Origin of the sequence: Nocardioides endophyticus (assembly GCF_039543845.1) — a bacterium.
GTDB lineage: Bacteria > Actinomycetota > Actinomycetes > Propionibacteriales > Nocardioidaceae > Nocardioides > Nocardioides endophyticus.
Window position 1 is genome coordinate 52753 of record NZ_BAABKN010000032.1, and the last position, 21991, is coordinate 74743.

Annotated in this window: 22 protein-coding genes; 16 read left to right on the forward strand and 6 right to left on the reverse strand. The window is 71.7% G+C overall.

What is annotated here, in order from left to right; all coding sequences use genetic code 11:
* Positions 1-27 precede the first annotated feature (27 nt).
* A complete protein-coding gene (locus ABEA33_RS23505; protein WP_345529520.1) occupies positions 28-651 on the reverse strand; it encodes a nitroreductase family protein in 624 nt (207 codons plus the stop codon).
* A 10-nt stretch (positions 652-661) separates the two neighbouring features.
* Here ABEA33_RS23505 and ABEA33_RS23510 point away from each other — a divergent pair, with 10 nt between their 5' ends.
* The 5 genes from ABEA33_RS23510 to ABEA33_RS23530 all read left to right on the forward strand — a co-directional run bounded on the left by ABEA33_RS23510 (position 662) and on the right by ABEA33_RS23530 (position 7623).
* Entirely contained in the window at positions 662-1846 is a 1185-nt protein-coding gene (locus ABEA33_RS23510) for an allantoate amidohydrolase (RefSeq protein WP_345529521.1), read from the forward strand.
* The gene (locus ABEA33_RS23515) at positions 1843-3204 is read left to right on the forward strand and encodes a formimidoylglutamate deiminase (protein WP_345529522.1); all 1362 of its coding nucleotides are present in this window, start codon (positions 1843-1845) and stop codon (positions 3202-3204) included. The genes ABEA33_RS23510 and ABEA33_RS23515 overlap by 4 nt, the downstream gene beginning before the upstream one ends.
* Positions 3201-4364 carry an imidazolonepropionase gene (gene hutI / locus ABEA33_RS23520; RefSeq protein WP_345529524.1) on the forward strand — a complete coding sequence of 388 codons (1164 nt, stop codon included), beginning with the start codon at positions 3201-3203 and terminating at the stop codon, positions 4362-4364. Before ABEA33_RS23515 ends, hutI begins: the two co-directional genes overlap by 4 nt.
* A 120-nt stretch (positions 4365-4484) precedes the next feature.
* The gene (locus tag ABEA33_RS23525) at positions 4485-4637 is read left to right on the forward strand and encodes a hypothetical protein (protein WP_345529525.1); all 153 of its coding nucleotides are present in this window, start codon (positions 4485-4487) and stop codon (positions 4635-4637) included.
* Positions 4638-4692: 55 nt separating this feature from the next.
* Entirely contained in the window at positions 4693-7623 is a 2931-nt protein-coding gene (locus tag ABEA33_RS23530) for a helix-turn-helix transcriptional regulator (protein ID WP_345529527.1), read from the forward strand.
* A 45-nt stretch (positions 7624-7668) separates the two neighbouring features.
* On the opposite strand, the gene ABEA33_RS23535 is transcribed toward ABEA33_RS23530, so the two are convergent.
* The gene (locus tag ABEA33_RS23535) at positions 7669-7860 is read right to left on the reverse strand and encodes a VOC family protein (RefSeq protein ID WP_345529528.1); all 192 of its coding nucleotides are present in this window, start codon (positions 7858-7860) and stop codon (positions 7669-7671) included.
* Between ABEA33_RS23535 and ABEA33_RS23540 the strand changes: the two genes are divergently transcribed.
* The 4 genes from ABEA33_RS23540 to ABEA33_RS23555 all read left to right on the forward strand — a co-directional run bounded on the left by ABEA33_RS23540 (position 7847) and on the right by ABEA33_RS23555 (position 10300).
* Positions 7847-7999 carry a hypothetical protein gene (locus ABEA33_RS23540; RefSeq protein WP_345529529.1) on the forward strand — a complete coding sequence of 51 codons (153 nt, stop codon included), beginning with the start codon at positions 7847-7849 and terminating at the stop codon, positions 7997-7999. The genes ABEA33_RS23535 and ABEA33_RS23540 overlap by 14 nt on opposite strands.
* Positions 8000-8068: 69 nt before the next feature.
* The gene (locus tag ABEA33_RS23545) at positions 8069-8296 is read left to right on the forward strand and encodes a hypothetical protein (protein WP_345529531.1); all 228 of its coding nucleotides are present in this window, start codon (positions 8069-8071) and stop codon (positions 8294-8296) included.
* Position 8297: 1 nt separating this feature from the next.
* Positions 8298-9413 (forward strand): cupin domain-containing protein, encoded by a 1116-nt coding sequence (locus ABEA33_RS23550; RefSeq protein ID WP_345529532.1) that lies wholly within the window; start codon positions 8298-8300, stop codon positions 9411-9413.
* On the forward strand, positions 9410-10300 hold the full coding sequence (locus ABEA33_RS23555) for a ferredoxin family protein (protein ID WP_345529533.1): 891 nt from the start codon (positions 9410-9412) through the stop codon (positions 10298-10300). Before ABEA33_RS23550 ends, ABEA33_RS23555 begins: the two co-directional genes overlap by 4 nt.
* On the opposite strand, the gene ABEA33_RS23560 is transcribed toward ABEA33_RS23555, so the two are convergent.
* Complete coding sequence (locus tag ABEA33_RS23560) at positions 10284-10850, reverse strand: CG0192-related protein (protein WP_345529534.1); 567 nt, start codon at positions 10848-10850, stop codon at positions 10284-10286. The two genes, ABEA33_RS23555 and ABEA33_RS23560, sit on opposite strands and share 17 nt — an antisense overlap.
* Before the next feature lie 109 nt (positions 10851-10959).
* On the opposite strand from ABEA33_RS23560, the gene ABEA33_RS23565 reads away from it, so the two are divergent.
* The 5 genes from ABEA33_RS23565 (at position 10960) to ABEA33_RS23585 (ending at position 17465) form a co-directional block, all read left to right on the forward strand.
* A complete protein-coding gene (locus ABEA33_RS23565; protein ID WP_345529535.1) occupies positions 10960-12321 on the forward strand; it encodes a flavin-containing monooxygenase in 1362 nt (453 codons plus the stop codon).
* Positions 12318-12929: a TetR/AcrR family transcriptional regulator gene (locus ABEA33_RS23570; RefSeq protein WP_345529536.1), complete on the forward strand. Its 612-nt coding sequence runs from the start codon at positions 12318-12320 to the stop codon at positions 12927-12929. Before ABEA33_RS23565 ends, ABEA33_RS23570 begins: the two co-directional genes overlap by 4 nt.
* The gene (locus ABEA33_RS23575) at positions 12926-13861 is read left to right on the forward strand and encodes an alpha/beta hydrolase (protein ID WP_345529537.1); all 936 of its coding nucleotides are present in this window, start codon (positions 12926-12928) and stop codon (positions 13859-13861) included. Before ABEA33_RS23570 ends, ABEA33_RS23575 begins: the two co-directional genes overlap by 4 nt.
* Positions 13862-13894: 33 nt before the next feature.
* Positions 13895-15280, forward strand: coding sequence for a cytochrome P450 (locus ABEA33_RS23580; RefSeq protein WP_345529538.1), 1386 nt, complete (start codon positions 13895-13897; stop codon positions 15278-15280).
* A 181-nt stretch (positions 15281-15461) separates the two neighbouring features.
* Entirely contained in the window at positions 15462-17465 is a 2004-nt protein-coding gene (locus ABEA33_RS23585) for an ice-binding family protein (protein WP_345529539.1), read from the forward strand.
* Here the strand turns inward: ABEA33_RS23585 and ABEA33_RS23590 are convergent, their stop codons facing one another.
* Positions 17466-18191 carry an SDR family oxidoreductase gene (locus tag ABEA33_RS23590; protein WP_345529540.1) on the reverse strand — a complete coding sequence of 242 codons (726 nt, stop codon included), beginning with the start codon at positions 18189-18191 and terminating at the stop codon, positions 17466-17468.
* 97 nt (positions 18192-18288) lie between these two features.
* On the opposite strand from ABEA33_RS23590, the gene ABEA33_RS23595 reads away from it, so the two are divergent.
* Positions 18289-18768, forward strand: coding sequence for an RrF2 family transcriptional regulator (locus ABEA33_RS23595; RefSeq protein ID WP_345529541.1), 480 nt, complete (start codon positions 18289-18291; stop codon positions 18766-18768).
* A 344-nt stretch (positions 18769-19112) separates the two neighbouring features.
* Here the strand turns inward: ABEA33_RS23595 and ABEA33_RS23600 are convergent, their stop codons facing one another.
* Positions 19113-19568 (reverse strand): anthrone oxygenase family protein, encoded by a 456-nt coding sequence (locus ABEA33_RS23600; protein WP_345529542.1) that lies wholly within the window; start codon positions 19566-19568, stop codon positions 19113-19115.
* Between the two features lie 86 nt (positions 19569-19654).
* On the opposite strand from ABEA33_RS23600, the gene ABEA33_RS23605 reads away from it, so the two are divergent.
* A complete protein-coding gene (locus tag ABEA33_RS23605; protein WP_345529543.1) occupies positions 19655-20590 on the forward strand; it encodes an AraC family transcriptional regulator in 936 nt (311 codons plus the stop codon).
* A gap of 309 nt (positions 20591-20899) precedes the next feature.
* On the opposite strand, the gene ABEA33_RS23610 is transcribed toward ABEA33_RS23605, so the two are convergent.
* Positions 20900-21970: an NAD(P)H-dependent amine dehydrogenase family protein gene (locus ABEA33_RS23610; protein ID WP_345529544.1), complete on the reverse strand. Its 1071-nt coding sequence runs from the start codon at positions 21968-21970 to the stop codon at positions 20900-20902.
* Positions 21971-21991 lie beyond the last annotated feature (21 nt).

The following is a 21991-nucleotide window of genomic DNA, read 5'->3' on the forward strand; positions in this document are numbered from 1 at the left end:
GGGGTGTGGCTCGTTGACCGGCGACCGCTACACCGATGGACTGGGGTGGTGCCCCCACCGCCCGCGATGTACGACGTCCGCCACCGGCTTGCGTGCCCGTCGGACGGGCGACCCGGCGGCCCCGCCGTCTGCGGGATGGCCGATCGTGATCACGCCGATCGGGTCGAACTCGTCGGGGATCGCGAACGCCTCGCGCACGGCGCCTTCCTTGTCCGCCGGCACGCCGATGAAGCAGGAGCCGAGCCCGGCGTCCGTGGCGGTCTGCAGGATCAGCAGGCTCGCCATCGCGGTGTCCATGTCCCAGAACGGCTTCGGCCAGCGCGCCTCGTCCTGGTCGGTCCAGCCCTTGTCGGCCTCGGCATACCTGCTGAGGTACGCGGCCTTGCTGGAGCACGGCAGGATCACGACCGGCGCCTTCATCATGCCGGCCAGCCAGGTGTCGGGCTGCTCGAGGTCGTCGGCAGTCGCGGCCCAGAAGCGGCGTACGTCGTCGGCGGTGTCGAGCACCAGGAACGCCCAGCCCTGGCTGAAGCCGGCGTTGGGCGCGCGGGTCGCGTTGTGCAGCGCCAGGTCGACCACGGCCGGGTCGACCGGCTCGGTCGAGTAGCTGCGGACCATCTTGCGACGGCGTACGACGTCCTGGAACTCCATGGAGCGAACTGTGCCTGACGACTTCGAGCGGATGTGGGCCGACCTGGCTCCGGTGGGGCGGTCGGCCTCGTCGGGGGGTTACTTCCGGCAGCCGTTCACGTCGCCCGAGCGAGAGCTGGCGGTGTGGTTCGAGGAGCAGTGCGTCGCCCGGGGGCTGCGGATCGAGGGTGACGACTTCGGCAACGTCGTCGGCTGGTGGGACACCGGCTCCGGGCCTGCGGTCGTGACCGGCTCGCACCTGGACTCCGTGCTCGACGGTGGTGCGTACGACGGTCCGTTGGGGGTGGTCTCGGCGTTCGCCGCGATCGACCTGATGCGCGCCCGCGGCGTGGTACCGACCCGGCCGGTGGGGGTGTCGGTGTTCGTCGAGGAGGAGGGCTCGCGGTTCGGGCTGGCCTGCCTCGGCTCGCGGCTGGCGACGGGCGCGATCTCGTGGTCGGACGCGCGCGAGCTGCGGGACCGGGACGGAGTGGCGCTCGGCGACGTCGTCCCCGGCGGGTCGTCGTCGTTGCTCGCCGCCGTGGGGACCTTTGTGGAGCTGCACGTGGAGCAGGGCCGTGACCTCGTCGACCGCGGCGAGGCGGTCGGGGTGGCGAGCGAGATCTGGCCCCACGGGCGCTACCGGTTCGACTTCACGGGGGCCGCGAACCATGCCGGGACCACCCGGATGGAGGACCGCGCCGACCCGATGCTGACCTACGCGATGACCGTGCTCGCCGCCAACAAGCAGGCGCGGCTGGCCGGCCAGCGCGCGACCTTCGGCCGGGTGTCGGTCGAGCCCAACGGCACCAACGCCGTGCCGTCGCGGGTCACCGCGTGGCTGGACGCGCGGTGCTCGACGGACGCCGCGCTCGCCTCGCTCGTGGAGGTCATCTCCGGTCAGGCGTCCGACCGGGCCTCGCGCGACGACACGTCGCTGGTGGTGACGGCGGAGTCGGTGTCGTCGTCGGTCGCGTTCGACCCGGTGCTGGCGGCCGCGGTCGCTACCGACCACGAGGGCGGGGACTGGCCGATCATCGCGACCCAGGCCGGTCACGACGCGGGCATCCTGTGCGCGGCGGGGATCCCGACCGCGATGCTGTTCGTGCGCAATCCGACCGGGATCTCGCACTCGCCGCTCGAGCAGGCGTCCATCGCCGACTGCCTGGTCGGCGTCTCGGCCCTCGCCGACACCCTGGAGAGGCTGGCGCGGTGACCTCGGCGTACCTCCTGGAGCGTGCCTGGGTCGACGGTGCCGTTGTCGACGACGTGCTGGTGGAGATCGCGGACGGTCGGTTCGTGCGGGTCTCCCCGGCTGACCGGGGAAACCCGCACGACACGCCGGGCGCCGACGGCGAGCCGCGCGGGAATCCCCGGCCGGCCGGGGAAACCCGCAGACTCGCCGGCCTCACCATCCCCGGCCTGGCCAACTGCCACAGCCACGCCTTCCACCGGGCACTGCGCGGGAGGACCCAGCCAAGTGACGGGCAGAGCCGGGGGACGTTCTGGACCTGGCGGGAGCAGATGTACGCCGTGGCCGGGCGGCTCGACCCGGACAGCTACTTCGCCCTGGCCCGGGCGACATTTCGCGAGATGGCCGCGGCCGGGATCACCAGCGTGGGCGAGTTCCACTACCTCCACCACCAGCCCGACGGCACGCCGTACGACGACCCCAACGCGATGGGGCACGCCCTGATCGCGGCAGCCGCCGAGGTCGGGATCCGGATCGCGCTGCTCGACACCTGCTACCTCAGCAGCGGGTTCGGGCGCCCGCCGGAGGGCGTCCAGGCCCGCTACACCGACGGTGACGCCGGACGTTGGGCCGAGCGCCTCGCGGCCATCGACCACACCCACGTCGGCGCAGCCATCCACTCGGTTCGCGCGGTTCCGAAGGACCAGCTCCCGACCGTCGTCGAGGCGGCGCACGGACGGCCGCTGCACGTCCACCTCTCGGAGCAGGTCGCCGAGAACGATGCCTGCCTCGCGACGTACGGCGCCACCCCGACCCAGCTGCTCCGCGATGCCGGGGCGCTCGGGACGCGCACCACGGCCGTGCACGCCACGCACCTCACCGGCGCCGACATCACCCATCTCGGCAGCACGGAGACGAGAGCCTGCTTCTGCCCGACCACCGAGCGCGACCTCGGCGACGGCATCGGCCCCGGCCGCGCCCTGGCGAAGGCGGGAGCCACGATCACGCTCGGATCCGACAGCCACGCCGTCATCGACCTGCTCGAGGAGATGCGCGCCCTGGAGATGGACGAGCGCCTGGCGACCCAGCAGCGCGGTCACTGGACCGCCGCGGAGCTGCTCGCCGCCGGGACCGCCCACGAGTCCCTCGGCTTCGACGATGCCGGGACCATCGCCGTCGGCCAGCGGGCCGACCTGGTCACCATCGACACCACCGCGCCACGGACAGCCGGCACCGGCTCCGACGAGGGCACCGCGGTCTTCGCCGCCACCGCCGCAGACATCACCCACGTGGTCGCCGACGGCCGCGTCGTCGCGACTCGCGACGACCACGAGGACATCGGCCGCGAGCTCGCGGCCGCGGTCGGGAGAGTGCACGCATGACCAGCACCGTGATCACCAACATCGGCGAGCTCGTCACGAACGACCCCGACGGCGACGACCTGCTCGGCGCGATCGAGCAGGCCGCGCTCGTCATCGAGGGCACGAAGGTCGCCTGGGTCGGACGGGCCGCCGATGCCCCGCAGGCGGACGAGCAGTACGACGCCGGCGGACGCGCCGTCCTGCCCGGCTTCGTCGACTCCCACTCCCACCTGGTCTTCGCGGGCGACCGCTCACAGGAGTTCGCGGCCCGGATGGCCGGCACGTCGTACGCGGCCGGCGGCATCCGCGCCACCGTCGCCGCCACTCGCGCGGCGACCGACGAGCAGCTCACCAGCCACGTCGCGCGGCTGGTCGAGGAGATGCGGCGCCAGGGCACCACCACCGTCGAGATCAAGAGCGGCTACGGCCTGACGGTCCGCGACGAGGCGCGCAGCCTGGCGATCGCGCGGCAGTTCACCGAGGAGACGACCTTCCTCGGCGCGCACGTCGTCCCCGAGGGCGACCCCGCGGCGTACGTCGAGCTCGTCACCGGCCCGATGTTGGATGCGGCCAAGGAGCACGCCCGCTGGATCGACGTCTTCTGTGAGCAGGGAGCCTTCGACGAGGACCAGGCGCGGGCGGTCCTGATGGCCGGCGCGGCGGCGGGGCTCCGCGGTCGCCTGCACGCCAACCAGCTCACCTTCGGCCCCGGTGTCCGGCTCGCCGCCGAGCTCGGCCTGGTTGCGGTCGACCACTGCACCTACCTCGCCGACGAGGACGTCGCCGCGCTGCGCGACTCCGGCACCATCGCGACCCTGCTCCCCGGCGTCGAGTTCTCCACCAAGCAGCCCTACCCGGACGCCCGTCGCCTCGTCGACGCCGGTGTCAGGGTCGCCCTCGCGTCCGACTGCAACCCCGGCTCCTGCTTCACCAGCTCGCTCCCGTTGTGCATCGCGCTCGCGGTGCGCGAGATGGGGATGACCCCCGCCGAGGCGGTCCACGCCGCGACGTACGTCGGCGCCCAGGCGCTCGACCGCGACGACATCGGCGCCCTCACCGTCGGCAGCCGGGCCGACCTGATGATCCTCGACGCCCCGAGCCACGTGCACCTCGCCTACCGCCCCGGCGTACCCCTCGTGGCCGCCACCTGGGTGGGTGGGCGACCGCTGGGATCCATGTAACGGCTGGCGGACCGGCCTACCTAAGGCCCACGGCCACCTCAGATAGGGCACCTGCCCGATGTGCCGGGCTACCTCAGACGACGAACCTCGTCTCACCAACGAGGAGCTGAGGAGCCCACCATGTACGCCAACACCGTCTACCGCGACTACGTGAAGTCCGAGGTCGAGTACCGCCTGGGACGCGTCAGGGGCGAGCTCGCCGGCCGGCGCTGGCGCCGGTCGATCATCCGGCGTGGATCATCCGGGGAGAGCACGTTCGGCACGATCCGCTGACCCGCGCCCCGATATGGGCACGCACACCACAACAGAAAACGGGATCATGGACGACGTGGCAGCACACACGAGTCGCACCCTGGTCGGACGAGACGCCGAGCTGACGGAAGTTGCATCCGCACTCGGCGTCCGTGCGTCCGGCGACGGTACGGCGGAGGTCGTGCTGCTGTCCGGCGACGCCGGCGTCGGCAAGACCCGTCTGCTCGTGGAGCTGCGTGACCTCGCGTTCACCGAGGGCTGGCAGGTCTTCGCGGGCCACTGCCTCGACTTCGGCGACAGCGCGCTGCCGTACCTCCCGTTCTCCGAGGTGCTCGGCCGCCTCGCGGTCGACCTGCCCGACGTGGTCGACCAGGTCACGGCGCAGTACCCCGCGCTCACTCGGCTCCAGCCCGGGCGCCGGGTCATGGGTGGCGAGGACCGCGGCAGCGAGCAGAGCTCGGCACTCGACCGGACCGACCTCTTCGAGGCGGTCCACGTGCTCCTCGAGAGCGCCGCCGAGAAGGCGCCGGTCCTGCTGGTCATCGAGGACACCCACTGGGCCGACCAGTCGACCTGCGACCTCCTCAGCTTCCTCTTCTCCCGCCCGTTCGCCGGGCCGGTGGCCGTGGTCGCGTCGTACCGCTCCGACGACCTGCACCGCCGCCACCCGCTCCGCCGCCAGGTCGCCGAGTGGTCCCGCCTCCGCGGTGTCCACCGGGTCGCCCTCTCCCCGTTGACCGACGACTCCGTGCGCGCGCTGATCGCCGAGCTCGTCCCCGAGGGCCTGGCCGAGAAGGAGCTGGCCGACATCGTCGACCGGGCCGAGGGCAACGCGTTCTTCGTCGAGGAGCTCACCAGCGCCGCGGCCGGCCCCGGCCGATGGGTGCCGGCCGACCTCGCCGACGTGCTCCTCGTCCGGCTCGACCGACTCGACGACAACGCACGCCTGGTGGTCCGCGCCGCCAGCGCTTCCGGCCGCAAGGTCTCCCACGACATGCTCACCGCCGCGTCCGGGCTCGGCGGCGACGAGCTCGACGAGGGCCTGCGCAAGGCCGTCGAGATGAACGTGCTGGTCGCCAGCGAGGGCTACTACTCCTTCCGGCACGCGCTCCTCGGCGAGGCGGTGTACGACGACCTGCTGCCCGGCGAGCGGGTGCGGCTGCACGCGCAGTACGTCGCCGCACTGCAGTCGGGTGCCGCCCGCGGCACCGCGGCGGAGCTGGCCCGGCACGCCCGGCTCGCGATGGACCTCGACGCGGCGCTCTCGGCCAGCGTCCGGGCCGGGGACGAGGCCTGGGATGTGGGCGGCCCCGACGAGGCGGCGTACCACTACCAACAGGCGCTGGAGCTGCTTGCCGACGGCCGGCGCACCGGCGCTGCCGACGTCGACCTCTCCATGCTGGTCACCAGTGCGGCCGAGGCGCTGAGCGAGAGCGGTGACCCGCAGCGTGCTGTGGCGCTGCTGCAGGAGCAGCTCGACCGGCTGCCCGCCGACACCCCGCCCGCCTGGCGCTCGCGGATGCTCACCTCCCGCGCCGGCATCCTGATCGTGGTCGACACCGACGAGGATGCGGCCGAGGTCTCCGCCGAGGCGCTCGCGCTGGCGCCGGAGGGCGAGAGCAAGCTGCGCGCCCGAGCGCTCACGACCCACGCCCGCGTCCTTGCCGGCATGGGCCGCTACGAGGAGGCCCAGGTCGTCGGCATGGAGGCGCTGGCCCTGTGCGAACGGCTCGACTTCCACCAGCTCGCCTCCGAGGCGATCACCACCCTCAGCGGCCTGAAGAAGGCCGGCCCCAAGGAGGGCCTGCGGGCCGCGCTCGTCGACGCCGTCGACCGAGCCCAGATGTCCGAAGCGATCCACGCCGAGCTGCGCGGCCGGTTCCTGCTCGGTCGCTCCTTCGAGGACTGGGCGGAGTTCGATGATGCCGAGACCTGGTTCCGCAGCGCGATCGACCGGGCAGCCGGCGCCGGGCTGACCTGGGCGCCGTACGCCCTCGAGTCGCGCGTCCAGCTGAGCTGGATCAACCTGGTCCGCGGGCAGTGGGACGAGGTGCTCGCCCTGACCGACATGGGGCACGCGTCGCCGCCACCGATCCCGCGAGCGGTCCTCGGCGCACTGCACCTGACCGTCGAGCAGGGCCGGGGTGCGGACGTCGGTGTCGAGGCGCGCAAGCTCCGTCGCTTCTGGGCCCGCGAGGGTGCCGTCGCGATCCACTCGGCGTCGATCGAGATGGTCCAGGCCGGCCGCGCGGGCGACCCGGCAGCGGCCGTGCAGGTGTACGACGACGTGGTCGGTGTGCTCGGCCGCACCTGGCACGAGTGGTTCAGTGCCCGGATCCGGATGGCCGCCGTGGCGGTCGGCGCCGTCGCCCGGGCGATGCCGAACCTCTCCGCATCCGAGCGCGCGTCGTACGCCGAGACCGTGGGGCGGCTGCACGGCGACGGGCTGGTCGTCCTGCACCGCTACTCCGACCCGTCGGGCCACTGGGGTCCGGAGGGCCGCGCGTGGATGAAGCGGCTCGACGCCGAGACCCTGCGCGTGCGCTGGCTCTCGGGCGTCGACGCGCCACCGGCCGACGTCCTCGTCGACACCTGGCGCGACGCCGTTGTGCTGTTCGAGGACTTCGGACACGTGCACGAGCTGGCCAAGGTGCGTACGGCGCTGTCCGGCATCCTCCGCGCGACGGGCGACACAGCGGGTGCCCGCGAGCAGGGCGATCTGGCCCGAGAGGCCGCGCACGGCCTGGGTGCCCAGCCACTGCTCGACGAGCTGCGCGCGCTCGGCTCGGCGCCCGTCCGGGCCGAGTCGGCGACCGACACGCTCACCCCGCGCGAGACCGAGATCCTCACCCTGGTGGCCGAGGGTCGCTCCAACGGCGAGATCGCCAAGCAGCTCTTCATCAGCGCGAAGACCGTCTCCGTCCACGTCTCCAACGTGCTGGCCAAGCTCGACGCCTCCGGCCGCACCGAGGCCGCCGCGATCGCTCGTCGCAAGGGGCTGATCTAGCGAAGCTAGGTGCGAGAACCGTCCAAGGATCTCGTGCGCGCGACACTAGGCGCAGCAGGCCTGCTCGGGCGCGGCCGGCGCATCGGCGAGCACGGTGTAGACCTCCCACTGCTCGCCGTTCGGCGCGCCCTCGGCCCAGAACGTGTCCTGCTTCGCGTAGCAGCAGATGGTGTCGCGCTCGTCGACCGACGCCAGGCCGGACTCCTGGACCGCGAAAAGCGCGATGTCTGGGTCCACTACCGCGTCAACGCACCCGCACTCGGCGATCTCGCCGCGCTGCTGGGCGGGTGACCAGGTGACCGTGCCCCTCGTCGTACGCCGTGGGATGGCCGAGCTGGTGGGTACGGCGTTCCTGGTCGCGGACCTCGCGCCCTGACCGGTGTACGCCGGGGGCGCATGGGTACATGATCGACTCAGCAAGCATCCGACCCAGGGAGGACCCACCATGACCCCCGCAGAGCCCCTCAACGACGACGAGATGACCACCGGGCCGGGCGGAGACGTGCCCACCGGCTCCGGTGGTGACGCCGACGGCACCGACGGCGACGCGACCGACACCACGGACGGCGACGCCAGCGACGGCGACGGCACGGACGGCGGTGACAGCGACGGCACGGACGGCGGTGACAGCGACGGCACCGACGGTGGCGACAGCGACGGCACCGACTCCTGAGTTGTCAGCACTGGATCTGCTCAGCGGTGATGCCCAGACCTTCCTCGCGAAGGTCTGGGCATCCCGCGTGCATCTGCACCGCACGGACCCGGCTGAGCTCGTCGGGCTCCTCTCGCTCGACGACGCCGATCACCTGCTGACCTCCACGGCGATCCGCACACCCGCCATCCGGATGGCGCAGGACGGCTCGGTGCTGCCGGAGTCGTCGTACACCCGAGGAGCCACGCTCGCCGGCAAGCCCGTCACCGGCCTGGTCGACGCCCGCAAGGCGCTCGCACTCTTCGACGGCGGCGCGACCGTCGTGTTCCAGGGACTGCAGCGCTACTGGCCGCCGCTGACCCGGCTGATCGCCGAGCTCGAGCTCGAGCTCGGCCATCCCTGTCAGGCGAACGCCTACCTGACGCCTCCGGGCGCGCAGGGGTTCGCGGTCCACTCCGACTCGCACGACGTCTTCGTGTTCCAGACCGCCGGCTCCAAGCTCTGGGAGATCCATGGTGCCGACGGCCCGGAGGACGTGCTGCTGGAGCCGGGGCTGTCGATGTACCTGCCCACCGGCACCCCGCACGCCGCCCGCGCGCAGGACACCGTGTCCCTCCACGTCACGCTCGGCATCAACCAGCTCACCTGGCGCGGCCTGGTCGAGCACACCATGAAGCCGGTGCTCGCCGACGTGCCCGACGACCACCTGCCCGCCGGCTACCTCGACGATCCCTCGCTGCTCGCCGACGGGCTGGCCGAGCGGCTCGAGGAGCTCGCGGCCGCCGTACGCCGGGTGGACGCATCCGCCGCGGTCGAGAGCGAGATCCGGCGGTTCCTCACCAGTCGACCGCCGCGGCTCGGCGGCGGGCTCCACGACGTGCTCGGCCGCGAGGCGATCGACGCGACGACCCGGCTGCGTCGCCGGGCCGGGCACCCCTGCGTGCTGCTCGACCGCGGCGAACAGGTGGAGGTGCTGCTCGGCGACCGGACGATGACCGTGCCGGCCCGGATCCGCCCGGCGCTCGACGAGGTCCGCGCGCGCGGCGAGCTCACCCCGGCCGACCTGCCGCTGGACCCGGAGAGCAACCTGGTGCTGTGCCGCCGCCTGATCCGCGAGGGCCTCTTGGAGATCGCGTGAGCTTCCGCTGCGCCGCCGCGAGCGTGCTCCGCGACGAACCCGTCCTCGGCACCGCCACGCACGTCCGCACCTGGCTGCTCCTCGAGCACGTCGGCCCGTGGGGCGACAAGGCGCTGCGCGATGCTCGTCTGCCCGAGGGACTGGGTGCCGAGCTCCAACGACGCGCGGCCGAGCACCGCGCCAAGATCCTGCTCATCCGCCGCTACAGCTCAGCTCCCGACGGTGACGGGCTCCGTGTCTTCGCGGCGTACGCCGACCCGGTGAGCCCGCGCCTCGAGGCCGGACGTCTCGCGGACCCGCGCGAGGTGTTCGACATCGACCTCGGGGCGCTGCGCCGCGGCGGCACGAGCGGCCTGACGCCGTACGACGGATCGGTCTTCTGCGTCTGCACCAACGGTCGTCACGACGCCTGCTGCGCGGAGCGCGGGCGGCCCGTCGCGAAGGCGCTCGACCAGGCGCATCCCGAGGAGACGTGGGAGGTCTCGCACGTCGGTGGCGACCGGTTCGCGGCCAACATGGTCGTCCTGCCGCACGGGCTCTACTACGGGCGGTTGGACCCGGCCTCGGCGATCGCCGCCGCCGGCGCGCACCTCTCCGGGGAGCTCGACCTCGACCACCTGCGCGGGCGCTCGTCCTACCCGATGGCCGTCCAGGCGGCCGAGATCCAGCTCCGTCGCGAGCTCGGCGCGACCCGTCGCGACGACGTCGTGTTCGTCGACCGCTCGACCGACGCTGACCTCACCACCGCCACGTTCGCCGTGGCGGGAGCGACGTACGACGTGCAGGTCAGGGCGGTCCGAGACGGCGCGGCTCGGCTCACCTGCAAGGCCGGCCGGGACAACCCGGTCCCGGCGTACGAGCTGGTGTCGGTCAGCCGACGACCCTGACGCCGGCCAGCACGCCGGAGCCACCGTCCCAGGCGCCGGTGAGGACGGCGTCCGCCTCGATCTGCTCACCGACCCGGCGGACGACGACGATCTCGGTGTCGGCGGGGACCTCGGCGCCGACCGCGCCACTGCCGGCAACGGCGACCGACGGCTCGCGCGTCTCCCGCTTGCCGTCGACCTCGAAGAACTCCTCCGCGCCGCTGCCGCCGGTCAGCACCGTCGTCGCGAGGGTCGCGCGCCAGACCGGGTCACCGGTCGCGTCGTACACCCAGCGGGTGCCGAGGACCGAGTGCTCGATGGTGCCGATCAGGAAGTCCTCGGCGCCCACGAGCGGCGTGGCACGGTAGGTCAGCGGGACGTGCAGGACGTCGCCGGCGGTGCTTCGCAGGAGGATGCCCTCCATTCCGACCTCGCCGTCCGGGTCGTCGAGCCGATAGCTGCCGAAGGGCTTCAGCCCCGGCAGGTCGGCCGCCCACGGCCGGCTCGGCAGCCAGGCGGCGAGCAGCTCGGGCTTCGACGGGACCAGGGACGCGTGGTGGAGGAGAGCCATGTCTCGACCCTAGAGCCCGCTGCCGACGTGCAGACTGAGGCGATGGCCGTCACCGTCGACCTCGACCCGTCAGTTGACGCGTGTCAACTGACGGCCTAGCGTCCCCTGCGTGCTACCCACCACAGCGGTTATCGGCGCCGGTATCAGCGGGCTCACGGCCAGCAAGATGCTCGGCGACTACGGCGTTCCGTACACGACCTTCGAGGCCTCCGACCGCGTCGGCGGCAACTGGGCGTTCGGCAACCCCAACGGGCACAGCAGCGCCTACCGCTCGCTGCATATCGACACCTCGAAGCACCAGCTGTCGTTCCGGGACTTCCCGATGCCCGACGACTACCCGGACTTCCCGCACCACACGCTGATCAAGGACTACCTCGACTCGTACGCCGACGCCTTCGGGTTGCGCGACCACATCGAGTTCGAGAACGGCGTGGTGAGCGCCAAGCGGCTGCCGGGTGGCGGCTGGGAGATCCTCGACCAGGCCGGTGAGACCCGCCGCTTCGACCTGCTGGTGGTGGGCAACGGCCACCACTGGGATCCGCGGATGGCCGAGTTCCCCGGTGAGTTCACCGGTCAGTCGATCCACTCCCACCACTACATCGACCCGTGGACGCCCCTGGACCTGATGGACAAGCGGATCCTGGTGGTCGGCCTGGGCAACAGCGCCGCCGACGTCACCGTCGAGCTGTCTCAGCGGTCGCTGCGCAACGAGGTCACGCTCTCGACTCGCAGCAGCGCCTGGATCGTGCCGAAGCTGGTCGGTGGCAAGGCCGCCGACATGAACTACCGGACCATCCCGCAGCTCCCGCTCTCCTGGCAGCGGAAGGCCGCCCAGTGGGGCCAGCGGTTCACCTACTCCGACCCGACGCTCTACGGCCTGCCAGCGCCCAACCACAAGTTCTTCGAGGCGCACCCGACCCAGTCCGGCGAGCTGCCGCTGCGGCTGAAGTCGGGTGACGTGACCCCGAAGGGCAACGTGGCCCGGCTCGACGGCGAGACCGTGCACTTCGAGGACGGCACGTCGGCGGACTTCGACGTGATCATCTACGCCACCGGTTACAACCTGACCTTGCCCTTCTTCGACCCGGAGTTCCTCAGTGCTCCCGAGAACCGGATCGACCTCTACAAGCGGATCATCAAGCCCGGCATCGACGACCTGCTCTTCGCCGGGTTCGCCCAGTCGACGCCCACGCTCTTCCCGTTCGTCGAGAGCCAGGCGCGGCTGATCGCGGCGTACGCCGTGGGGGAGTACGTGCCCCCGTCGGTCGACGAGATGCACGCCGTCATCAAGGCCGACGACGAGCTCTACATGGGCCACATGCTCGACCGGCCGCGGCACACCCACCAGCTCGACTACTTCGTCTACGAGCACCAGATGCGCACCAAGGAGCTGCCGAGCGGCCGGGCCCGCGCGAAGGCCCAGGGCTCCCCGAAATTGACTGGCCGAGCGCTGGCGGGTCGGGCCTCGTGACCCGGGCGGCAACCAGGGGCGACGACCGCCGCGCCGCTCTCCTCGAGGCGCTCGACCACCACCTCCGCGACGCCGGCCCCGGCGCCAGTCTCGACGCCATCAACGTCGCCGACCTCTCGCGCCACGCGGGCGTCACGCGCTCGGCGTTCTACTTCTACTTCGACAACAAGGCGGCCGCCGTCGCCGCCCTGATGGAGGAGATGTACGACGACGCGTGGGACGCCGCCGAGCTGGACGGTGATGACGACGAGGGCATGCAGCTGCGGGTGACGAGCGCGATCCGCGCGATCTTCCGCGGCTGGTCGCACCGCACCTACATCTACCGGGCGATGCTCGAGGCCCGCGCGAGCAGCCCCGCCGTACGCGAGCAGTGGGACTCCTTCCAGGAGTCCTTCGTCGTGGTGCTCGCGGCCGTGATCGAGGGTGAGCGCACCGCGGGCGTCGCGCCCGAGGGCGCCGACCCGACCGCGATCGCCACCGCTCTGCTCGACCTCAACGATCGGACCCTCGAGCGGCTGGTCCACGCGCCGGCCGACTTCGACTGGGACAAGCACGTCGAGGCAGTCGTGCACATCTGGCTGTCCAGCATCTACGGGAGGGCCGCATGAAGGCGGACCGGATCAAGCACGGTGAGCTCACCTTCGTGTCCGCCGGCGTCGAGTGTGCCGCCTGGCACTTCACGGGTGAAGGCGACGAGCTCGCGACCGATGCCGGGTGTCCCGTGGTCGTGATGGCACACGGGCTGGCAGGCACGATGGACTCCGGCCTGCAGCCCTTCGCCGAGGCGCTGGCCGCTGCCGGCCTCGACGTCTTCGCCTTCGACTATCGCGGGTTCGGCGCCAGCGACGGTACGCCGCGGCAGACGGTCTCGATGGCCGGCCAGCTCGAGGACTACCGCGCCGCGATGTCGACCGCCGCCCGGCTGCCCGGCGTCGACCCGCAACGCCTGGTGCTCTGGGGAGTCTCGCTCGCCGGCGGTCACGTCATCTCCGCCGCGGCCGGCCGTGCCGACGTCGCCGCGGTCGTCGCGCTGACCCCGCTGGTCGACGGCCTCGCCGCCGGCCGGCACGCGCTGACCAACCACACCAAGGTCGAGATGCTCCGCTCGACCGTCGCGGCCTTCCGCAGCAAGGTCGGCAAGCGGGTGATGATGCCGGTGGTCGCAGGTCCGGGTCAGCTCGGTGCGCTGACCCTCGACGGCGCCATGGAGGACTACCTCGCGATCGCCGGACCGACCTGGCGCAACGAGATCGACGCGACGGTCGGCATGGAGCTCGGCGGGCACAGGCCGATCAAGCTGGCGGAGGAGGTCGCCTGTCCGGCGCTCTTCCAGATCGCCGACTTCGACCGCAGCGCCCCGCCGCAGTCGTCCATGAAGGCGGCCTTCAAGGCGCGTGCCCACGTCCGCCACTACCCCTGCGACCACTTCGACGTGTACGCCGGCAAGCAGTGGCACGACGCGGTCGTGGCGCACCAGGTGGCGTTCCTGCGGCAGGTGCTGACGCCGGCGTCAGCCTCGAAACCGCGTCGAGCTTATTGACGACCATTCAATAGCGGGCGTACCGTCGGTGGGGTGACGACCCGGGACGACGTCGACCAGCTCACCACCCAGCGGTTCCGGAGGATGAGCCCCGGCAACCAGCAGAAGCCGCCGCCCGTCGACGCGTCCGCGCTGCCGCCCGGTCCGCGGTGGCCGGTGCTGATCCAGACGGCCGGACTGCTGCGGTTCCGGCATCGGTTCCACCCCTACATGCGCAAGAAGTACGGCGACATCTTCACCGTGCGGATCGCCCCGGGTGCTCGGCCGCTGGTGTTCTTCACCCGGCCCGAGCACGCCAAGGAGATCTTCGCGGGCGACCCCGAGGTCTTCCACGCGGGCAAGGCCAACGGCATCCTCGGTCCGATCATGGGTGAGCACTCGCTGCTCCTCCAGGACGGATCGCAGCACAAGCGCGCCCGCAAGCTGCTGATGCCGGCCTTCAACGGTCACGCGCTGCGGGAGTACCAGACCCTCGTCACCGAGGTCGCCGGGGCCGAGGTCGGCACCTGGCGCAACGGCGAGACGTTCCGCTCGCTCGACCGGATGAACCGGCTCACCCTCGAGGTGATCCTGCGCGTCGTCTTCGGCGTGAGCGACGAGGCCCGGCTGGCCGAGCTGCGGCCACGGGTCAACGCCACCGTCAACGTCAGCCCCGCGATCCTGCTGGGCTGGGGCTACCCACAGCTGCAGAAGTACGGACCGTGGAAGCGCACCGTCGACAACCAGCGCGAGCTCGACCTGCTCATGTACGCCGAGATCCGCGAGCGGCGTACGGCGCCCGACCTCGCCGAGCGCACCGACGTGCTGTCCCGGCTGATCGTGCAGGGCGAGGAGGGTGACGCACTGAGCGACACCGAGCTCCGCGACCAGCTCGTCACCCTGTTGCTCGCTGGCCACGAGACGACCGCCAGCGCGCTGGCCTGGGCGCTCTACGAGGTCGGCCGCGACCCGGAGCTGCTGGCCCGCTGCCGGACCGCGGCGGACGAGGGTGACGACGACCTGCTCGAGGCGGTGCTGAAGGAGTCCATGCGGCTGCACCCGATCATCCCGATGGTGGTCCGCACGTTGATGAAGCCGGCGACGATCGCGGGCTACGACCTCCCGGCCGGCACGACGGTCGGACCGTCGATCATCCTGGCCCACTCGCGCGAGGACAACCACGAGGACCCCGAGGCGTTTCGGCCGGAGCGGTTCCTCGGGCACAACCCGCCCACCAACACGTGGATCCCGTTCGGGGGCGGCGTCCGGCGCTGCATCGGCGCCGGCTTCGCCCAGATGGAGGGGGTGGCCGTGCTGCGCGAGGTGTTCGCGGCGTACGACGTGAGCGCCGTCGGCGACGACCTCCCGAAGGTCCGCAACATCACCAGCGTCCCGCGGCGGGGTGCGCAGATCCGGGTCACCCGCCGGTCGCCTCGATGAGGGTTCGCGGCGAACTGTAGAGAACCCAGTGGTCGATCGCGGTCGGTGCGATCGTCAGCGGTGGCCGGCGAGCGCTGAGCCGGGGCTGGACATCACCGGTACTGTCAGGCACAAGGCAACCGTCGAGACCTCTCTCGGCCGGTGACCAGCAACCATCAGGTGCCTCGACCGAAGGCACCTCATGTCGCTTCCTGCTCGTCACCTCCCGACCTGGATCGCCCGAGTCGCTGTCAGTGCCTGCGCTCTCCTGGTCGTGGGTCCGCTGGGCCCGCTACCGCACGCCGGTGCCGCAGGCCCGGCCGCATTCGTGGACCTGGGCAGCGCCGCGTCGTACTCGGTGCTCGCCGGCGCCGGAGTCTCGAACACCGGCGAGGACACCGTGCTCGCCCTCGACCTCGGGCTCAGCCCGACGGGTGCGATCGCCGGGTTCCCGCCGGGCATCGTGACCGGGACGACCCACGACAAGGACTCCGCTGCCGAGGCCGCGCAGGAAGACAGGGAGGCGGCGTACGCCGCTGCCGCCGCTCAGCCCGGCGGGACCCCGTTCGCGGGCGACCAGGCGGGCGTGACCTTCAAGCCCGGCGTACACACCAGTGCGGCCGCCTTCACGAACACGGGCACGATGACCCTCGACGCCGACGGAGACTCGAGCGCGGTGTTCGTCTTCCAGATCGGTGCCGCGCTCAGCTCCGCCGCAGCGAGCAAGGTCGTCCTCACGGACGGCGCGCTGGCCAACAACGTCTACTGGCAGGTGGTCGGCGCCGTGTCGCTCGGCGCCGGGGCCAGGTACGTCGGCACGTTCCTCGCCGCAGGTGTCGTCTCCTTCGGAGAGGGTGCCTCCCTCAAGGGTCGGATCCTGACGCCGGGCACGGTCGCGCTGGCGAACAGCCCGGTGACCAGGCCGATCGACGACCTCACCGCACCGGTCGTCACCCTCGCCGGAGGTCCTGTCCGGTCCACCAACGACACGACTCCGGCCATTTCGGGCACGACCGACGAGTCCGCCGGCTCACCGGTGTCCGTCACCGTGGGGAGCCAGACGCTCACCACGCAGGTCGGCGCCGCCGGCGCCTGGAGCGTCAGCGCGGCGGCGCTCCCGGAGGGCCCGCACACCGTGACCGCGTCGGTCACCGACGCCTCACGCAACACCGGCACGGCAACCCAGGTCCTGACCGTCGACACGACGGTGCCGGTCGTGACGATCGACGGCGGTGCGCAGCTGGCGACGAACGACACCTCGCCCGTCATCTCCGGCACCACCGACGAGCCGGCCGGGTCGAGCGTGACCGTCGAGGCGGCCGGCCAGCGGCTGACCACGACGTCCGGTGCCGGTGGCGTCTGGACCGTCACGGCGGACGCCCTGGCGGAGACCGCCCACGGCGTCGTGGCTTCCATCGTCGACGCTGCCGGGAGCACCGGCTCCGCGACCCAGGTGCTCACGGTCGACCTGACGAAGCCGGTCGTCACCATCGACGGCGGTGCCTCGCGCGCGACGAACGACTCCTCACCCTGGACGTACGGCGCGACCGGCGAGAAGGCTGGCACCGGGGTCGTCGTCGCGGTCGGCGGGCAGCTGCTCACCGCCACGGTGACCAGTGCCGGGACCTGGGGCGTCAGCGCGACGACCCTCCCCGAGGGGGCGCACCAGCTCGTCGCGTCGATCACGGATGCCGCCGGCAACACCGGCACCGCCCCCCAGCTGCTTGCCGTCGGCACCGCCCCGGTCGTGCCGGTGGTGCCGGTCGTCCCGCCCGAGCCGAAGCCGCGCTACCAACCCGACGGTGCGATCCGTGGCGCCAAGGGGCCCTTCGTGGGCGCGGGGAGGTACGGCTCCTCTCGCGAGCAGCGGACGACCGCGAGGGTTGTCCGCGCCCGCTCCGCGACGTTCTCCGCGCGCCTGACGAACGACGGTGACTCTCAGGACCGACTTGCAGTCCGGGGTACGTCGAGGAGCAAGAGGTTCGCGGTCACCTACCGACTCGGGGGCAGGAACGTGACGAGCGAGATCGTGTCCGGCACCTTCCGGACCGCCAGCCTCGCGCCGGGTGAGTCCGTCGTGCTGGCCATCAAGATCACCAGGACCGGGGCGTCCCGTCGCGGTGACCGGCGGGTCTTCGAGGTTCGCGCGACCTCGTCGCACCCGTCGCTCGAACGGGACGCCGTGGCGGCCGTCGTACGGCGTTGATCAGGCCTGCTCGGCCAGCCAGGTGTCGAAGCTCGGGCCGCGCAGGAGTGCGCCGGCGCCCGGCAGCATGGCGCCGTTCATCAGGCTCTCGGGCGCCGCGACCGGCTCGACGCGGACGTCCCGCCCGGACTTCGCGACCAGCCGACGCACCTGGTCGACCAGGTTCTCCTGCTTCGGTCCGCCCAGCTCGACGTCACCCTCGACCGCACCGGTGGCGACGTCGAGCAGCAGCCTGACGATCTCGCCGGTCGCGACCGGCTGGGTCGGCACGTCGATGATCTGGGCGACGCCGTCTTGGGTGTTCCACTCCAGCATCTGGGCGGCGAAGTCGAGGAACTGCGTCGCGCGCAGCACCACGACACCGGGCGCGATCTCGCGGTAGGCCTGCTCCTGGGCGAGCTTGGCGACGTAGTAGTCGTAGTCCGGGCTCCGGTCGACGCCGACGATCGACAGCACGACGCTGCGGCGTACGCCGGCGGCGGTCGCGGCGGTGCCGATGTTGCGGGCCACGGTCGGGAAGAACGTCGCCGCCTGGTCCAGTGGGCATGCGGTCACGTCGACCACGGTGTCGACGCCGACCAGCGCCTGCTCGAGGCCGGTGTCTGGCGAGAGCAGGTCAAAGCCGGTCTCCCGGGCGATCTCGACGACCTCGTGGCCCTCCTTGCGGGCGAGCGCGGCGAGCTGGGAGCCGATGCGGCCTGTGGCGCCGGCGATGGCGATCTTCATGTCGTTCTCCTGATCGATTTAACGCGGATGACTGATGTCCGCGATTAGATCATGAACGCGGACACTTGTCATCCGCGTATCCGCGTACGATGGCGGCATGAAGATGTCGGGTGGGGTGGAGTGGGCCGTGCACTGCTGCGTGGTCCTGAGCGAGGCGGAGGGGCCGGTGCCGGCGCAACGCCTGGCCGAGTTCCACGGCATCTCGCGCACCTACCTCGCCAAGCACCTCCAGGCACTGTCGCGGGCCGGGCTCGTGAGCTCGACCGAGGGACGGGTCGGTGGCTACGTGCTCACCCGACCGGCTGACCAGGTGACGGTCCTCGACATCGTCCTCGCCGTCGATGGCCGAGAGCAGGCCTTCCGCTGCACGGAGATCCGGCAGAACGGGCCGCTGCCGGCCTCCGCGGAGGCCTGTGCGCGGCCCTGCGGCGTGGCGCGGGTGATGCACGCCGCCGAGCAGGCCTGGCGGGCCTCGCTGAAGCAGGTGACGGTCGCCGACCTGGCCGCGGGCGTCACCGCCGATGTGGGGGCGGGGACGTTCCCGGCGTTGCGTGACTGGCTCGCCGGACAGGGCTGATCGCGTCCCGCATATGTCGCCGTGTCGGGTCGTCGTTCGGTGGTCGGCCGCGGCGCCCGCCGCGTACTTCGAGGTGCACTGACCGCTCTACGAGCGAGCCGCTCGTACGGCGCAGACCGATGACTCCTACGCCTTCGTGGATCTCCCGTTCGCGCTCCGGCCGCTGAGTGCGATGGGCAGCGCGCGTGGCCAGGGCGGGATGCTGTTCTTCCCCCCCCCGTGGTACGCGTTCGCCGACAATGCCGGCGGCTACTTCGACGGTCCCTGGGGGAGTGACATGCACGGCCAGATCTGCGCCGACCCGCTCGACCTCGGCGATGGTTGGTGGGCCTGCGGGATGACCTTTAGGACCGCCAGGCCGCCCAGGCCAGGCAGGCCAGCGCCGCGGTCGAGGTGGTGGTGCGGACGATGTTCCAGCGCACCCAGGCGGTCTCGAAGTCAGCCCGAGAGCCACCCGCCGCCAGGGCGTCGTTGAGGGGGATGTTGCCCATCGCGGTGACGGCCACGGTGCCGACGGCGCACACCAGTCCGGCGATGGCCCAGGCGCGGGCGTTGCCCGTCGTCGTCGCGACAGCCACCGCGGAGAGGGCTGGGGCGCCGAGGAAGCTGAGCAAGAAGACCGGGTTCACGATCGCGACGTTGATGTGGTTCATCGACGAGGTGAACGTGTGGTCGTCGGTGCGTGCCAGTCCGGGCGTCACCCCACTCGCCCAGGTGTAGTAGGTGCCGGCCTGGAGGCCGGCGGCGACAGTGGCTGCGAGGAGGGCCGGACCACGGAGGGCCTCGAGGAGATCGTTCATGGTGCCAGCACATCGTGAATGCGCGAGACGATCCATCGTCGTACGCCGCTCTTCCATACGCGAGCGTCCAGGCCTAGGGTCGTCCCATGGACGGCCTGGCCGCACTCCTCGACGGACCCCGCGCCCGCGGCGAGTTCCTTCTCCGCTGCCTGATGGACCCGCCGTGGTCGGTGCGGCTGGAGGACGAGTCGCCGCTGTCGCTGACCGCCGTGGTGCGCGGTGGGGTGTGGGCGATGCCGGACGGGGGTGCACCGTTCCACCTCGCTGCCGGTGACGTGGTCGTCGCGCTGGGACCCGACCACTGGACGATCGCCGACGAGACCTCGACCGCGCCGCAGGCGGTCATCCACCCGGGTCAGCACTGCACGACGCCGGACGGTCGCTCCCTCGAGGAGGAGATGCACCAGGGAGTGCGCAGCTGGGGCAACAGCGCTGTCGGCGAGACGGTGATGCTCACCGGCGCCTATCTCTTCGAAGGCGAGGTCAGCCGGCGGCTGCTGCGGGCGCTGCCGCGCTTCGTGGTCCTGAGCGAGCGCGACCTCGGCTCGCCGCTGGTCGCGCTGCTCGCCGACGAGATCGTCAAGGACGAGCCCGGTCAGGACGCCGTACTCGACCGGCTGCTCGACCTGCTCCTGATCGCGGTGCTTCGCGCGTGGTTCGCGCGGCCCGAGGCGGCGCCGCCGTCCTGGTACGTCGGCCAGGGCGATGCCGTCGTCGGTCCCGGACTCCGGCTGATGCAGCACCACCCCGAGCACCCGTGGACGGTCGCCGAGCTGGCGGCAGCCGGGGGCGTCTCCCGCGCGGCGTTCGCCCGTCGCTTCACCGACGTCGTGGGCGAACCGCCGATGGCGTTCCTCACCGGCTGGCGCCTGGCCCTCGCCGCCGACCTGCTCCGTGAGCCCGGGGCCACCCTCGCCACGGTGGCGCGCCAGGTCGGCTACTCCACGCCGTTCGCTCTCAGCACCGCCTTCAAGCGGACGTACGGCGTCAGCCCGCGTGACCATCGGGCCTTCGTCGCGTAGCCGGGGGAACCTTCCGCCCACCTCGACCGGCCGTCGATGACCTCGACGGCGGGGCGCAGGGAGAGATCGACGGACAGGAGGCGCTCCGGTCGCCGTCGAGGTGCATAACGGTGTCATAACGGCGTTGACCTGCGTGCCGGCGTACGACGCCGTCTTCGTGCCGGGGTCGCGCTAGACGGTATGAGGGACCCGCGTCGTGGGAGTGCGGGTTCATCAAGGGATGAAGGCGAGGCGGCACTCCCCGTGCGGTGCTCGCCGTGGGAAGTGTCGTTCCGACTTCATCCCTTGATGAAACAGCGTCGGCCGCGGCTAGCGGATAGTGCCGACCCCCGGGATCAGCGGCAGATCGAGCGCGGTGACCCAGCCGGCGGGCAGGTCGTTGACAGCAGGTACGGCGTTGAGCGCGCGCAGCCCGGTGGCCAGACAGCCGGCCACCGCCGGGGCACGGCCGGAGCCGTCGGCGAACCGGAACGCCGTCTCCTGGCTGATCGACGGCGAGCCGTGGATGTCGACGCGATAGACGTCGTCGGCCGAGCCCGCGGGCCAGTCGGGGGCGGCGTCGAGGCCGATCCGGTTGACGTGCTCGAGGCTGATCACCTCGCGGCCGCCGTACACGCCGTTGATCGTGAAGCGAATGGCTGCCACCTGACCCGCGGAGATGACGCCCTTGGCGGTCTTGCGGTCGGTCGGCGTCACCCACTTCTCCCAGGTGGTGGTGATGTCGTCGAGCTCGATGCCGGCGGCGTGCGCGATCATCGGGACGGTCGCGCCCCAGGCCATGATCAGCAGCTCCGGGATCTCCAGCAGCGGCGTGAAGTCAGGCGAGCGGCCAATGCCCATCTCGTCCTCGTAGTCGCCCTCGTAGTCGGTGTAGTCGAGCAGCTCCGACGCGCGCACGGAGTCGACGCGGCCGCAGAGACCCATCAGCGTCAGGGGGAACAGGTCGTTGGCGAAGCCGGGGTCGATGCCGGTCGTGAAGCACGATGCGTTCCCGGCGGCGCACGCCTCGGTGATCGGGTCGAGCCAGTTCGACGGGATCTGCTTCATACCGGGCCAGACCCACGGCGTCATCGCGGTCGAGCAGACGTCGATGCCGGCACGCAGGAACGCGGACATGACGCGGATGTTGTCGTCGGCGTACTGCGCGGTCGGCCCGTAGTGCACCAGCGCGTCAGGCTCGAGCGCGATCAGCTCGTCGACCGAGTCGGTCGCGATCACTCCGGTCGGTGCGATCCCGCAGATGGTGCCGGCGTCGACACCGACCTTCGCGGGGTTGGACACGCCCACGCCGACGAGCTCGAAGACCGGGTGGTCCACGATCTCCGCGATCACCATCGACCCGACGACACCGGTGCCCCAGACGACCATGCGCTTCTTCATGTTCTCTCCCTGGTTGAGACG